The sequence below is a fragment of the Agromyces capsici genome, from assembly GCF_058349965.1.
The window spans coordinates 2,939,349-2,953,040 of sequence record NZ_JBYRET010000001.1 but is presented as its reverse complement, the minus strand read 5'-3'; the positions used below and the strand labels follow the sequence as shown (position 1 = coordinate 2,953,040).

13 protein-coding genes are annotated in these 13,692 nt (G+C 73.4%); 1 reads left to right on the top strand and 12 read right to left on the bottom strand.

Features of this window, described 5'->3' with window-relative positions; all coding sequences use genetic code 11:
• Positions 1-62: 62 nt before the first annotated feature.
• From rplT to infC, 3 genes are read right to left on the bottom strand one after another with little or no spacing between them, the layout of a single operon-like run.
• Positions 63-449, bottom strand: coding sequence for a 50S ribosomal protein L20 (gene rplT, locus AC3RKB_RS13750; RefSeq protein WP_491436699.1), 387 nt, complete (start codon positions 447-449; stop codon positions 63-65).
• Between the two features lie 32 nt (positions 450-481).
• The gene (gene rpmI, locus AC3RKB_RS13745; protein WP_067949205.1) at positions 482-676 is read right to left on the bottom strand and encodes a 50S ribosomal protein L35; all 195 of its coding nucleotides are present in this window, start codon (positions 674-676) and stop codon (positions 482-484) included.
• 55 nt (positions 677-731) lie between these two features.
• Complete coding sequence (gene infC / locus AC3RKB_RS13740) at positions 732-1,349, bottom strand: translation initiation factor IF-3 (protein WP_491436834.1); 618 nt, start codon at positions 1,347-1,349, stop codon at positions 732-734.
• Between the two features lie 267 nt (positions 1,350-1,616).
• Between infC and AC3RKB_RS13735 the strand changes: the two genes are divergently transcribed.
• On the top strand, positions 1,617-2,018 hold the full coding sequence (locus AC3RKB_RS13735; protein WP_491436698.1) for a DUF1844 domain-containing protein: 402 nt from the start codon (positions 1,617-1,619) through the stop codon (positions 2,016-2,018).
• Between the two features lie 49 nt (positions 2,019-2,067).
• Here the strand turns inward: AC3RKB_RS13735 and AC3RKB_RS13730 are convergent, their stop codons facing one another.
• From AC3RKB_RS13730 to AC3RKB_RS13690, 9 genes are all read right to left on the bottom strand, one after another.
• Positions 2,068-2,844: a DNA-formamidopyrimidine glycosylase family protein gene (locus AC3RKB_RS13730; protein WP_491436697.1), complete on the bottom strand. Its 777-nt coding sequence runs from the start codon at positions 2,842-2,844 to the stop codon at positions 2,068-2,070.
• A 5-nt stretch (positions 2,845-2,849) separates the two neighbouring features.
• Positions 2,850-7,406: an ATP-dependent helicase gene (locus AC3RKB_RS13725; RefSeq protein ID WP_491436696.1), complete on the bottom strand. Its 4,557-nt coding sequence runs from the start codon at positions 7,404-7,406 to the stop codon at positions 2,850-2,852.
• Positions 7,407-7,467: 61 nt separating this feature from the next.
• Positions 7,468-8,898, bottom strand: coding sequence for a pyridoxal phosphate-dependent decarboxylase family protein (locus AC3RKB_RS13720; protein ID WP_491436695.1), 1,431 nt, complete (start codon positions 8,896-8,898; stop codon positions 7,468-7,470).
• Positions 8,899-9,011: 113 nt separating this feature from the next.
• Positions 9,012-9,806: an SseB family protein gene (locus AC3RKB_RS13715; RefSeq protein WP_491436694.1), complete on the bottom strand. Its 795-nt coding sequence runs from the start codon at positions 9,804-9,806 to the stop codon at positions 9,012-9,014.
• Complete coding sequence (gene priA / locus AC3RKB_RS13710; RefSeq protein WP_491436693.1) at positions 9,790-10,536, bottom strand: bifunctional 1-(5-phosphoribosyl)-5-((5-phosphoribosylamino)methylideneamino)imidazole-4-carboxamide isomerase/phosphoribosylanthranilate isomerase PriA; 747 nt, start codon at positions 10,534-10,536, stop codon at positions 9,790-9,792. Before priA ends, AC3RKB_RS13715 begins: the two co-directional genes overlap by 17 nt.
• Positions 10,537-10,647: 111 nt before the next feature.
• Positions 10,648-11,286 carry an imidazole glycerol phosphate synthase subunit HisH gene (gene hisH / locus AC3RKB_RS13705; protein ID WP_491436692.1) on the bottom strand — a complete coding sequence of 213 codons (639 nt, stop codon included), beginning with the start codon at positions 11,284-11,286 and terminating at the stop codon, positions 10,648-10,650.
• The gene (gene hisB, locus AC3RKB_RS13700) at positions 11,283-11,897 is read right to left on the bottom strand and encodes an imidazoleglycerol-phosphate dehydratase HisB (protein WP_491436691.1); all 615 of its coding nucleotides are present in this window, start codon (positions 11,895-11,897) and stop codon (positions 11,283-11,285) included. Before hisB ends, hisH begins: the two co-directional genes overlap by 4 nt.
• Positions 11,898-11,929: 32 nt before the next feature.
• Positions 11,930-13,024 (bottom strand): histidinol-phosphate transaminase, encoded by a 1,095-nt coding sequence (locus AC3RKB_RS13695; protein WP_491436690.1) that lies wholly within the window; start codon positions 13,022-13,024, stop codon positions 11,930-11,932.
• 87 nt (positions 13,025-13,111) lie between these two features.
• Positions 13,112-13,492: a LysM peptidoglycan-binding domain-containing protein gene (locus AC3RKB_RS13690; RefSeq protein WP_491436689.1), complete on the bottom strand. Its 381-nt coding sequence runs from the start codon at positions 13,490-13,492 to the stop codon at positions 13,112-13,114.
• Between the last annotated feature and the right edge of the window lie 200 nt (positions 13,493-13,692).

The window sequence follows — 13,692 nt, the reverse complement described above, 5'->3', positions numbered from 1 at the left end:
CGACGCCGAACGGCCCGGCTCCCCAGGAGGGGGCCGGGCCGTTCAGGTGACGCAGAGGCGGACTAGGCCGCGCTCTTCGGAGCGTTCACGTCGCTCGGGAGGGCCTTCTTGGCCGCCTCGACGAGACCGGCGAAGACCGCCGGCTCGTTGACGGCGAGCTCCGCGAGGATGCGACGGTCGACCTCGATGCCGGCGAGGCCGAGGCCCTGGATGAGGCGGTTGTACGTGATGCCATTCTGGCGCGCAGCGGCGTTGATCCGCTGGATCCAGAGGCGACGGAAGTCGCCCTTCTTCTTGCGGCGGTCGTTGTACGAGTAGACCAGCGAGTGGGTGACCTGCTCCTTGGCCTTGCGGTAGAGGCGCGAACGCTGGCCGCGGTAGCCCTCGGCGCGCTCCAGGATGACCCGACGCTTCTTGTGGGCGTTGACCGCCCTCTTCACTCTTGCCATTGCTCTGTTACTTCCTTATCGGGTCTCGTCGCTCAGCGACCGAGCAGCTTCTTGATGACCTTGGTGTCGGGCGCCGAGGCGACCTTGTCCTGGTTCAGACGGCGGGTGCGCACCGAGGACTTGCCCTCGAGGTTGTGCCGCATACCGGCCTGCTGCTTCTTGATCTTGCCGCTGCCGGTGACCTTGAAGCGCTTCTTGGACCCGGAGTGGGTCTTCTGCTTCGGCATCTCGTGTTTCTCCTTGGTTCTGCCGCCACGCGAGTGGCGGACGGGGGTGCTGGCCTCAGGCCTCGGTGGCCTCGGCCGTCTGCGACGACTCGCCCTCGGCTTCGGCCGCCGGGCGCTGCTTCGCCGCAGCACGCTGTGCATTCGCCTCGGCCTTGGCCTCGGACTTGTTCTTGAGAGGAGCGATGACCATGACCATGTTGCGGCCGTCGATCGTGGGGTTGTGCTCGACGGTGCCGTACTCGGCGACATCCTCCGCGAAGCGCTGGAGCAGGCGCACGCCCATCTCGGGACGCGACTGCTCGCGACCGCGGAACAGGATCATCGCCTTGACCTTGTCACCGGTCTTGAGGAAGCCGATGGCGCGCTTCATCTTGGTCTCGTAGTCGTGCTTGTCGATCTTGAGGCGGAACCGGACCTCCTTGAGGATCGTGTTCGCCTGGTTGCGCCGGGCTTCCTTCGCCTTCTGCGCAGCCTCGTACTTGTACTTGCCGTAGTCCATGATCTTGACGACCGGCGGACGGGAGTTCGGCGCGACCTCGACGAGATCGAGGTCGGCCTCCTGCGCGAGCCGCAGTGCCACCTCGATCTTCACGACGCCGACCTGCTCTCCGCCAGGGCCCACGAGGCGGACCTCGGGGACGCGGATACGGTCATTGGTACGCGGATCGCTGATGCGTGTCTCCTCTACTCGAACTGTGTTCTCAGCTCATCGGGAGACGGATGCCGCCCGATGACGAGAGCGGAAATCCACGCGATGACGCCCGCGGAATTCCACCGCGGGCTCATGCGGCACCCTGGCTGCTCCCCCGCCGGAGCGGGGAAGCGGAGTGCGAACGACCCGGTAACCTTGATGAAGCGGTATGCGCGGGTGGGAGTCTCTCCACTTTCGTACCGGGGACTGGCCCCGGAGCCCGCAGTAGTCTAGCAGAGGAATCCCCCGGTGAGCGAACCTTCGCCCGAGTCCACGCGTGCGCCCGAGCACGCCGACCACGTCGCCGCCGGCGACGCCGAGCAGGCCGTCGCCGACGCGACCCGCGACATCGCCGACGTGCCCGCGGTCGAGGTCATCACGACCGCGGCGGTGCACCTCATGAGCGCGGCGGCCGTGAAGGTCGGGCTGGCCGACGACCCCGCGTCGCAGACCGACCTCGACGAGGCGCGCAAGCTCATCAACGCGCTCGCCGGGCTCATCACCGCCGGGGCGCCCGAGATCAGCGACATGCACGCGCGCTCCCTGCGCGACGGTCTCCGGTCGCTGCAGCTCGCCTTCCGCGAGGCCTCCACGATCCCCGACCCGATCGGCCAGGGCCCGGGCGAGAAGTACACCGGCCCGGTCAGCTGACGGGTCTCGAGACGCGCCTTTCGGCGCTCCTCGACCAGCACATCGGGGTCTACGGCTGGCAGCTCGGACACCAGTAGGTCTCCCGGAGCTCGACGTCGTTGCGGCCGAGTCGCGTGTGCCGGATGCGCGTGCCGCAGCGGCGGCAGGGCTCGCCCTCGCGGCCGTACACCCAGAGCCGCCGGCCCGGCCGCGTGTCGCCGGTCGTCGTGCGTTCGAGGCGGTCGCGGTTCGCGTGGATGACGCGGCGCGCGAGGTCGACGGTCGGCACGAGGTCGACCTCGCCGATGGGCCGGTCGGGCCGGATGCCGCGCAGGAAGCACACCTCGTTGACGAGCACGTTGCCGAGCCCGGCGAGGTTGCACTGGTCGCCGAGCGCGACGACCGCGGGGACGTCGGGCGCGGCGGCGAGCCGGCGCACGGCCTCCGCGGCATCCCAGTCGGGGCCGAGCAGGTCGGGGCCGAGGTAGCCGAGCCGATCGGCCTCCTCCGCGGCCGGGAAGACCTCGACGAGGCCGAGGTCGAAGCCGATCGCCGCGGCATCGGCCGTCTCGATGATCGCGCGGGCGCGGTGGGCGGGTCGCGGCCACTTCTGGCCGGGGCGCAGCACGCGCCACTCCCCCTCCATCTTGAGGTGGGTGTGCAGCACGACGTCGCCGATGCGCATGAGCAGGTGCTTGCCGCGACTGGCGACGGAGTGGACGGGTTCGCCCGAGAGGTCGACGGTCGCGTAGGCGGGCACCCGGAGGTCGCTGCGGGTCACGACACGACCGGCCAGCGCAGCGTCGAGACGGTTCGCGGCGCGGTAGACGGTGTCACCCTCGGGCATGCCGTTCAGCTCCTCGCATCGAAGCGCAGGCCCTGCGGCGTCTCGCGGAACCCGGCCGCACGCAGCGGCAACTCGAGCACGGAGCCGTAGACCCCCTGGCCGTTCACCGACTCGACGCGGAACCGTGCGCCGCGCGCCCGCGAGAGCGCCTCGGCCAGCGCGGTCGTCGCGGCGGCGAGCACCTCGTCGTCGTCGTCGAAGACGAGCGCGGTGCGCCCGCCGCGTTCGAGGTAGAACACCGCCTCGCCATCGACGATCGCGACGAGCGCGCCCGCCTTCCGCGCGGGCCGGTGCCCGAGCGGCGCGGTGGGCTCGGGCCACTCGAGCGCCCCGCCGAACGGGTTCGCGGGATCGGTCGCGGCGAGCGCGACGGCGCCGCCCGCCATCGCCTGCCGGAGCCGGTCCACGGCGGCGCTCGTGGCGAACTGGGCGCCGCCCTGCCCGTCGATGAAGTACCCGCGGCGCACGCGCCCGGTCTCCTCGAAGCCCGCGAGCGTGCGGTAGGCGAGCGCGAACCCGCCCAGGATGTCTTCTGCGACGACCGAGCCGCGCGTGACGACGCCGTACCGCTCGAGCAGCGTCTCGCCGAGGGCGTGGGCGCGCGGCGTCGCCGCATCGCTCGGCACGGGGAGGACGGACCAGCGCCCGGCGGCGCGAGGCGGCGCCGATCGGGGGCTGCGGGCGCCCTCGGCGGCCGCGGCCGCCGAGGCGAGCGCGCGGCGCGACAGCGACCGTCCGCGGAGCCTCGCGCGCGGGGTCGGCGCCTTGGTCTTGTGCGCGCCTCCGCCCGTGAGCAGGCCGCGGACGGGCGCGAAGGTGTCGTTGGTGACGAGCCCCGCCCACGCCAGACGCCACAGCGCGTCGATCACGGGCGCATCGTCGGTCGCGCCGACGGCGTCGGCGAGCTGCCGGAAGAAGAACGCGCCGCCACCGCCCAGCGCTGCGAGCAGCTCGGTCTCGAGCGCGTCGAGCGGCTGGTCGACGGGCGCGGGCATCGTGAGCTTCGCCGTGTCGGCGAGGTGCAGGCTCACCCAGCCGTCATCGCCCGCGAGCGAGCCCTGGCCCACCCAGAGCACCTCGCCGCTCGCCGTGAGCTCGTCGAGCATCTCGGGCCGGTAGTCGCCGACCCGCGCCGGCAGCACGAAGGACTCCCACGCCGACGCCGGGATGCGCACGCCCTCGAGCTGCTCGACGACCGCCGCGACGCCGTCGACGCCGCGGAGGCGCCCGCCGACGTGCTGCCAGTCGGGCAGGAACCGCGCGAACTCGCGCGGCGCGACGGGCTCGACCTCCTCGCGCAGCGCCGCGAGCGAGCGCCGTCGCAGCCTGCGCAGCACCTCGGCGTCGCACCACTCGGCGCCCGAGCCGTGCGGGAGGAAGGCCCCCTCGACGAGACGCCTCTCGCCCGCGAGCCGGCCGAGCGCGGCGTGCGCGACGGCGACCCCGATGCCGAACCGGTCGGCCACCGCCTGGGTCGTGAACGGCCCGTGGGTGCGCGCGTAGCGGCTGACGAGGTCGCCGAGCGGGTCGCGCACGGCCTCGCCGAACGCCTCGGGCAGCCCCGGAGGGATGGGCACGCCGAGAGCGTCGCGCAGGCGGCTGAGGTCTTCGACCGCGACGATCCACCCGGTGCCGGCGAACCCGACCCGGGCCGCGCGCCGGGCGGCGACGAGCGCGTCGACGGATGCCGCGGCATCGGTCTGCTCGTCGACCCGGTCGTCCACCTCGTCGGCGGTGAGCGGTCCAAGCTCGCGGAGCAGGTCGGCGACCCCCTCCTCGCCTTTCGCGAGTCGGTCGGGATGGCGCCGCTGGAGCATCCGCTCGGTCTCCTCGACCACGATCGGGTCGAGGAGCTCGCGGAGCTCGACGGTGCCGAGCAGCTCGGCGAGCAGGCCGGGATCGAGCGAGAGGGCAGCCGCCCGGCGCTCGGCCAGAGGTGCGTCGCCCTCGTACATGAACGCGCCGACGTATCCGAACAGCAGGCTCGCCGCGAACGGGCTCGCGGTGTCGGTCGCGACGTCGACGAAGCGGATGCGACGGGCGCGGATGCGCTCGGCGATCGCCGTCAGCGCCGGCAGGTCGTAGACGTCTTGCAGGCACTCCCGCACGGCCTCGAGCACGATCGGGAAGTCGGGATAGTCGCGCGCGACCTCCAGCAACTGCGACGCCTTCTGCCGCTGCTGCCAGAGCGGCGAACGGCGACCGGGGTTCTGGCGCGGCAGCAGCAGGGCCCGCGCCGCGCACTCGCGGAACCGGGAGGCGAACAACGCCGAGTCGCCCACGCGCTCGGTCGCGAGCTGCGCGAGCTCGGCCGGGTCGAACTCGAACAGCTCGCTGCCCGGCGGCTCGTCGGCCGTGTCGGGCAGGCGCAGCACGATGCCGTCGTCGCTGGCGACCGCGTGCGACTCGATGCCGAACCGCTCCTGCACGCGCGCGTCGACCGCGAGCGCCCACGGCGCGTGCACGCGCATGCCGTACGGCGAATGCAGGACGACGCGCCAGTCGCCGAGCTCGTCGCGGAAGCGCTCGACGACCAGGTTGACCGCGTCGGGCACCACGCGGGTCGCCTCGCGCTGGTCGGCGACGAAGCGCACGAGGTTCGCCCCGGCGCGCTCGTCGAGGCCGGCGGCCTCGCAGCGCTCGAGGGCGGCGGACGGCTCGGCGCCGGCCAGCTCGCCGATGAATCCGCCGATCGCCTCGCCGAGCTCGGCGGGCCGCCCGATGCCGTCGCCCTTCCAGAACGGCAGGCGCCCGGGCTCGCCGAACGCGGGCGAGACCAGGACCTGGTCGTGCGTGATCTCCTGGATGCGCCAGCTCGTCGCGCCGAGCGCGAACACGTCGCCGACGCGGGACTCGTAGACCATCTCCTCATCGAGCTCGCCGACCCGCCGGCCGGGGCCGGCGTCGCCGATCATGAAGACGCCGAAGAGCCCGCGGTCGGGGATGGTGCCGCCGCTCGTGACCGCGAGCCGCTGCGCGCCGCGGCGGCCCGTGATCGTGCCGGCGTCGCGATCCCACACGAGGCGCGGCCGCAGCTCGCCGAAGCGATCGGACGGGTACCGCCCGGCGAGCAGGTCGAGCGTCGCGTCGAACGCCGAGCGCGGGAGGGTGTGGAACGGCGCGGCCCGCCGGACGACGTCGAACCAGTGCTCGACCTCCCACTCGTCGACGGCGGCGGCCGCGACGGTCTGCTGCGCGAGCACGTCGAGCGGGTTGGCCGGGATCCGCAGCGGCTCGATGGCGCCCGCGACCATCCGCTCCGCCACGACCGCCGAGTGCAGCAGGTCGGCCCGGTGCTTCGGGAACATCAGCCCCTTCGAGACCTCGCCCACCTGGTGGCCGGCGCGGCCGATGCGCTGCAGGCCGCTCGCGACCGACGGCGGCGACTCGACCTGCATCACCAGGTCGACGGCGCCCATGTCGATGCCGAGCTCGAGGCTCGAGGTCGCGACCACGCACTTCAGCCGGCCCGCCTTGAGGTCGGCCTCGACGAGCGCGCGTTCCTCCTTGCTCACCGAGCCGTGGTGCGAGCGCGCTATGATCGGCTCGGCGCCCGCCGTGATGCCCGACGCCCCGGGCAGCTCGGCGGCCGGGCGACGCGGCGCCCCGACCGCCTCGAGCTCGGGCACCGGTTCGGCCGTGCGCTCGGCCCACAGCTCGTTGAGCCGGGCCGTGAGCCGCTCGGCGAGGCGGCGGGAGTTCGCGAACACGATCGTCGACCGGTGCGCGAGCACCTCGTCGAGGATCGCCTCCTCGACGTGCGGCCACACCGAGCCGCCGGTCTCGCCCGACAGGTCGGCGAGGTCGTCGACCGGCACGGTCACCCGGAGGTCGAACTTCTTGCCCGACGCGGGGGCGACGATCGAGACCGGTCGCGTGCCCGAGAGGAAGCGCGCCACCTCGTCGTGCGGGCGCACGGTCGCCGACAGGCCGATGCGCTGCACGGGTGCGGCGGTCAGCTCGTCGAGCCGTTCGAGCGAGAGCGCGAGGTGCGCTCCGCGCTTCGTGCCCGCGAGCGCGTGGATCTCGTCGACGATCACGGTCTCGACGGCGGCGAGCGTCTCGCGCGCCTGCGAGGTGAGCATGAGGAAGAGCGATTCGGGCGTGGTGATGAGGATGTCGGGCGGCCGCTTGACGAGGGCGCGCCGGTCGGTCGGCGACGTGTCGCCCGAGCGGACGCCCACCGAGACCTCGGGCACCTCGACGCCGAGCGCCGCGGCGGTGCGGGCGATGCCCACGAGCGGCGAGCGGAGGTTGCGCTCGACGTCGACGCCGAGCGCCTTGAGCGGCGAGAGGTAGACCACGCGCGTGGCCCGCGGCGCCGCGTCGGCGATCTCGCCCGTCGCGGCGTCGACGCCGGGCGGCGGCGCGTGGTGCAGCCGGTCGATCGCCGAGAGGAACGCCGCGAGCGTCTTGCCCGAACCGGTCGGCGCGACGACGAGCGCGTGCTCGCCGCGCGAGATCGCGCGCCAGGCCTCGTCTTGCACGGCCGTGGGCTCGCGGAACGACTCGGTGAACCACGCCCGCGTCGCGGGCGCGAACGAATCGAGCGCCCCGGTCATCCCCCCATTCAAGCGGATGCCACCGACACAAGCGCCGGGTTGCGCCCGGGCGCCGGGCGCGTCATCCGCCCGCGCGCACCGCGGCGAGCGCGCGCTCGACGGCGGCGACCGTGCGGCGCGCCTGCGCGGCATCCGTGCCCCAGTTGCTCACCGAGAACCGCACGACGGCGCGGTCATGCCAGCGCGAGGTCATCGCCAGGACCTCGCCGTCGGCCCGGAGCCGTGCGCTGAGCGCCTCGGTCGACGCGTCGTCCTCGAGCGTGATGCAGACCTGCGTGAACACGACGTCGTTGAGCACCTCGATGCCGGGCAACGCGCGGACGCCCTCCGCGATCGCGCGCGCCGACGAGGCGAGCCGGTCGACCAGCGCGGCGACGCCGTCACGGCCGAGGTGGCGCAGCACCGCCCAGGTCGGGACGCCGCGGGCCCGCCGGGAGAGTTCGAGCACCGTGTCGTGCGGATCGGCGACGACGCCGTCGGCCTGGAGGTAGCTGGCGTGGATGCCCATCGCCCGAGTCAGCGCCCGCGCGTCGGCGACCACCGCGATGCCGCAGTCGTAGGGCACGCTCAGCGTCTTGTGGGCATCGGTCGACCAGGAGTCCGCCGCCTCGACGCCCTCGACGAGATGGCGCAGCCCCGGCGACGCCGCCGCCCACAACCCGAACGCGCCGTCGACGTGCATCCACGCCCCGGCGTCGTGGGCCGCCGCGATCCCGGCCCTGAGGTCGTCGAACGCGCCCGAGTGGATGTTGCCGGCCTGGAGCACCACGATCGCCGGGCCGTCGCCGGCGGCGAGCGCGCTGCGCAGCGCGTCGATCCGGATGCGCCCCTGCTCGTCGCTCGGCACGGTGGTCGGCTCGCCGAGCCCGACGTACCGGCCCGCCAGGTCGACCGTCCCGTGGCGCTCCTCGCCGACGATGAACCGGACGCGCGGACCGCCGGCGAGGTAGTCGCGCCCGGCGTCCCACCCGGCACGGCGGAGCACCTCGTCGCGCGCCGCGGCGAGCGCGACCGTCTGCGCGGTCGTGGCGCCGGTCGTGAACCCCACCGCACTGCCGGGAGGCAGGCCGAGCAGTTCGACCGCCCACGCGCCCGCGATCTCCTCGGCGGCGACGACACCGGGGGCGAGCACGCGCAGCGCGGTGTTCTGGTCCCACGCGGAGACGAGCCAGTCGGCGGCCAGCGCGACCGGGTGCGCGCCGCCGATCACCCACCCGAAGAAGCGCGGCGAGCCCGTCGCCATGAGGCCGGGCTCGACGCGCTCGGCCAGGCGCTCGATGACCTCGTCGGCCGCCTCCCCGTGCTCGGGCAGGTCGCGTCCGAGCGCGTCCGCGACCTCATCGGTGGTCGCGCGCGGCGGGACCGGCCGCTCGGGCAGCGAGTCGAGCCACTCGGCGGCGTGACGGTGCGCGAGCTCGAGCAGCGCCTCGTCGTGCGGCCTGAAGTCGGGGGCCGGGGCGGCCGGGGCGGCCCCGGCGTGCTCGTCGGGCATGGTCCACCCCTCCCGCGCGCCGTCGCGCATCCCGATCCTGCCCCGCCGCGCAGGGTCCGTCAATCGACGCCGCCCAGGGCGGGCAGGTCACGTCGGCAGGCGGAACGACAGGGTCAGGCCGGCGATGCGGGCGGCGCGTCGGCGACGAGCCGGACGGCCAGTGAATCGACGCCGGTCGCGATCGCGTCCTCCTCGGACCAGCGGCGCGCGAGCCGCGTGGTCGTGGCATCCAGTTCGGTGCGCGTGAGCCCGGCGACGAGGCGCAGCCGGATCACGAGCTCGGGACCCGCGAGGCGCGCGTCGGGATCGCCGGCCTCGAGCTCGACCCCCAGCACGGCGAGCTCGCCCGCGATCGAGCGGTCGAACGCGGCGCGCACCGCCTCGGCCTCGAACGGCGGCCGCCACGGCTGCTGCTGCGCCACCGACCACACCGCGGGCCGGCGCAGCACGAACTCGGTCCCCGAGCCCGGATCGAGCACCACGAGCTCGGTGCCGTCGTCGGCCGCGGCGAGCGCGACACGCACGCCGTCGGCCGGGACCGGTCGTGCGGCCGGATTCCAGCGAGCCATCGCGTCGACGGAGCCGAACACGGGGAGCACGCGGCGCCCGTCGGGACCCTCGACGGTGACGATCGAGAGCTCCTGGCTCTTGTCGATCGCATGGCCGTGGGCCCCGATCTCGGTCGCCCCCTCGCCGAGCTCCGCGAGCAGGGGGATCAGCAGCCGGGCGCGACCGAACGCCGCGACGACGTCGGCCTGGCCCCCGTCGCCCGAACGGAACCGCGCGAGCGCCGCGGCGAGCTCCTCGGGCATCCGCCCGTCGTCGGCCGCGTGCGGGTTGGCCTGGAACGACCGGCCCGCCCAGGGGCGACCGGCCGAGTCCGCGGCAGGGTCAGTGGGATGCGACATCCAGCGCCTCGGGCAGCGTGAACGCGCCCGCATAGAGGGCCTTGCCGATGATGGCGCCCTCGAGGCCCTGCGGCACGAGCTGGCGCAGGGCGGCGATGTCGTCGAGGCTCGAGACCCCGCCCGACGCGACGACGGGACGACGCGTGCGCTCCATGATCTGGCTGAGCAGCTCGAGGTTCGGGCCCTGGAGGGTGCCGTCCTTCGTCACGTCGGTCACGACGTAGCGTGCGGCGCCGGCCTCCTCGAGGCGGTCCATGACCTGCCAGAGGTCGCCGCCGTCCTTGGTCCAGCCCCGGGCGGCGAGCGTGTGGCCGCGAACGTCGAGACCGATCGCGATTGCCTCGCCGTACTGCGCGATGACGGACGCCGCCCACTCGGGGTTCTCGAGGGCCGCGGTGCCGAGGTTGATGCGCTTGGCGCCGATCTCGAGCGCGTGCTCGAGGGAGCGGTCGTCGCGGATGCCGCCGGAGAGCTCGACGTTCACGCCGCGGACCTGGCGGATCACCTTCTTGAGCACGCCGGCGTTGGAGCCGCGGCCGAAGGCGGCGTCGAGGTCCACGAGGTGGATCCACTCGGCGCCCTGCTCGGCCCAGTCGCTCGCCGCGTCGACGGGGTCGCCGTAGTTGGTCTCGGTTCCCGCTTCGCCCTGCGTCAGGCGGACCGCCTTGCCCCCGGCCACATCGACCGCCGGAAGCAGCACCAGGCGGGGGGTCTTGCTGAACTCACTCATCACTGTCCTCGAATCGGATGCCGCGCAGATCGCGACTTCGGCACAGTCACAGCATCCTAGTCCGCACCGCGCCGTGCCGCGGCGCCCATGACGAACCGGGGCCCGCCGGCGTCAGCCGAGCGAGCGGATCCAGTTCGACAGCAGGCGGATGCCGGCCTCCGCCGACTTCTCGGGGTGGAACTGCGTCGCCGACAGCGGGCCGTTCTCGACGGCGGCGAGGAAGCGTCCGCCGTGCTCGGCCCAGGTCAGCGCCGGCTGCGGGAACGGCGGCATGACGTCGAGGTGCCACTCCTGCGCGGCGTAGGAGTGGACGAAGTAGAACCGCTCGCCCTCGATGCCCTCGAAGAGCACGGAGCCCGGGTCGGGTTCGACCGTGTTCCACCCCATGTGCGGGAGCACCTCGGCGGGCAGCTCGCGGACGATGCCCGGCCACTCGCCGAGGCCCTCGGTGTCGACGCCGCGCTCGATTCCGCGCTCGAACATGACCTGCATGCCCACGCAGATGCCGAGCACGGGTCGCCCGCCCGCGAGTCGACGGTCGACGAGCTCGTCACCGCGAACGGCGCGGAGCTGGTCCATCACGGCCGCGAACGCCCCGACGCCGGGCACCACGAGGCCGTCGGCCTCCATCGCGACCCGGCGGTCGGCCGTGAGCTCGACCTCGGCGCCGGCTCGCTCGAGCGCCTTCGCGGCCGAGTGCACGTTGCCCGATCCGTAGTCGAGCACGGCAACACGGCGCACGGCCGTCACAGGGCGCCCTTCGTCGACGGGATGCCGGTGACGAGCGGGTCGTACGCCTTCGCCTGGCGGAACGCGCGCGCGAAGGCCTTGAACTCGGCTTCGGCGATGTGGTGCGGGTCGCGGCCGCCGAGCACGTTGACGTGCACGGTGAGCGCGGCGTGGAAGGTGATTGCCTCGAAGACGTGCCGCACCATCGAGCCGGTGAAGTGCCCGCCGATGAGGTGGAACTCGAATCCGGCCGGCTCGCCCGTGTGCACGAGGTAGGGGCGACCCGAGATGTCGACGACGGCCTGCGCGAGCGCCTCGTCGAGCGGGACGAGCGCGTCGCCGTACCGGGAGATGCCCCGCTTGTCGCCGAGCGCCTGGCGGATCGCCGTGCCGAGCACGATCCCGACGTCCTCCACGGTGTGGTGCACGTCGATCTCGATGTCGCCCTTCGCGCGCACGGTGAGGTCGGTGAGCGAGTGCTTCGCGAACGCGGTGAGGAGGTGGTCGTAGAACGGCACGCTCGTCTCGATGTCGCTCGTGCCGGTGCCGTCGAGGTCGATCGAGAGGTCGATGCTCGACTCGCTGGTCTCGCGCTGCACGCGCGCGGTGCGGGCGGGGCGATCGGTGGTCATGCGGTCATCCTATTCAGGGGTCGTGACGGTGATCAGGGCGCGACGGCGCGGACGGGCGCGAACGCCGCCATCGCCTCGAGGAAGGCCGTGGTCTCGGCCTCGGTGCCCGCGGTGACGCGCAGGCAGCCGGGCAGGCCGATCTCGCGGATGAGGATGCCGCGTTCGAGCAGCGCCTCGAAGACGGCGTGCGGGTCGTCGACGCCGCCGAAGAGAACGAAGTTCGCCCCGCTGCGGTACGGCCGGTACCCGAGCGCGTCGAGCTCGCGCAGGATGCGGTCGCGCTGCGACCGGATCTCGTCGACCATCGCGAGCATCTCGTCGGAGTGGGCGAGCGCGCCGAGCGCCGCGGCCTGCGTCAGCGCCGAAAGGTGGTACGGCAGACGCACGAGCCGCAGCGCGTCGACGACGGCCGGGTCGGCGGCGAGGTGGCCGACCCGCGCCCCGGCGAACGCGAACGCCTTGCTCATCGTGCGGGAGACGAGCAGCCGCGGACGGCCCTCGAGCAGCGTGAGCGCGCTCGGCGTGCCGGGGTCGGCGAACTCGAAGTACGCCTCGTCGACCACGACGACGCCCCGAGCGGCGTCGGCGACCGCCGCGATCGCCGCGAGCGACAGCGGAGTGCCGGTGGGGTTGTTCGGAGCGCAGAGCAGCACGATGTCGGGGTCGTGACGACGGACCGCCGCGACGGCGGTCTCGGGCGAGAGCTCGAAGTCGGCGTCGCGCTCAGCGGTGATCCACTCGGTCCCGGTGCCCGAGGCGAGCAGCCCGTACATCGAGTAGGTGGGCGCGAATCCGAGCGCGCGGCGCCCCGGCCCGCCGAAGGCCTGCAGGATGTGCTGGAGCACCTCGTTCGACCCGTTCGCCGCCCACAGTTGCGCCGGCTCGAGCCCGTGGCCGAGGTACCGCGCGAGCGCGGTGCGCAGCTCGGTGAACTCGCGGTCGGGGTAGCGGTTGAGCCCGATGATCGCGGCCGCGACGCGCGCGACGATGTCGTGCGCGACGTCTTCGGGGATCGGGTGCGTGTTCTCGTTGACGTTCAGCGCGACGGGGACGACCTTCTGCGGTGCACCGTACGGGGACTTGCCGCGGAGGTCGTCGCGGATGGGGAGGTCGTCGAGACTCGTCACCGATCAATGGTATCGGCGGCCGACGCGAGGTTTCGGCGGCGCCGACGGCGGTAGGCGCGGGTCGGCGCGGCGGCGCGCCGCTCGACGCTACTCGACGACCGGCAGCGCGAGGCGCTGGCCGGGCTGCACGACGGGGTCGCGGAGCCCGTTGAGCTGCATGATCTCGTGGATCACCTCGCGCGGGTCGGCCGTGGGGGCGATGGATTCGGCGATGCCCCAGAGCGTGTCGCCGGCTCCGACCACGACGGTGTCGAAGACCGCCGGACCCGTGCCGTCGTCGATGCCGGCGACCGCGCCGCCCGAGGCGAGCGAGCCGAGGAGCACGCCGATCGCGATCGGCAGTGCCGCGAGCGCCGTGAACACCACGCGACCCCGACGCGTGAGGCGGAGTCGCGTGCGCGTCGCGGCTGGGGCGAGGTCGGGCAACGCCGGACCCGCGACGGTCGTTCCGATCAGCACTGCACTCATTCCGCACCTCCCCGATAGCCCCGCATCCGACCCTCGGCCGGGAGGGCCGGATGCGAAGCTGTGTTCCGAATATATCTTCGAACAATCGAACCTGCAAGGACCCGAAGGATGGGATTCCGGGCCTGATTCCGCGACACACTCGAACGGATGTTTGTCGCGTGCGTGCGAGGCGGATACAGTTTCGAATGTCGGGGACAGTC

Coding starts and splice junctions, on each gene's coding strand:
- rplT (WP_491436699.1), bottom strand. CDS start 449: ATGGCAAGAGTGAAGAGGGCGGTCAACGCCCACAAGAAGCGTCGGGTC.
- rpmI (WP_067949205.1), bottom strand. CDS start 676: ATGCCGAAGCAGAAGACCCACTCCGGGTCCAAGAAGCGCTTCAAGGTC.
- AC3RKB_RS13730 (WP_491436697.1), bottom strand. CDS start 2,844: ATGCCCGAGGGTGACACCGTCTACCGCGCCGCGAACCGTCTCGACGCT.
- AC3RKB_RS13725 (WP_491436696.1), bottom strand. CDS start 7,406: ATGACCGGGGCGCTCGATTCGTTCGCGCCCGCGACGCGGGCGTGGTTC.
- AC3RKB_RS13720 (WP_491436695.1), bottom strand. CDS start 8,898: ATGCCCGACGAGCACGCCGGGGCCGCCCCGGCCGCCCCGGCCCCCGAC.
- AC3RKB_RS13715 (WP_491436694.1), bottom strand. CDS start 9,806: ATGTCGCATCCCACTGACCCTGCCGCGGACTCGGCCGGTCGCCCCTGG.
- priA (WP_491436693.1), bottom strand. CDS start 10,536: ATGAGTGAGTTCAGCAAGACCCCCCGCCTGGTGCTGCTTCCGGCGGTC.
- hisB (WP_491436691.1), bottom strand. CDS start 11,897: ATGACCACCGATCGCCCCGCCCGCACCGCGCGCGTGCAGCGCGAGACC.
- AC3RKB_RS13690 (WP_491436689.1), bottom strand. CDS start 13,492: ATGAGTGCAGTGCTGATCGGAACGACCGTCGCGGGTCCGGCGTTGCCC.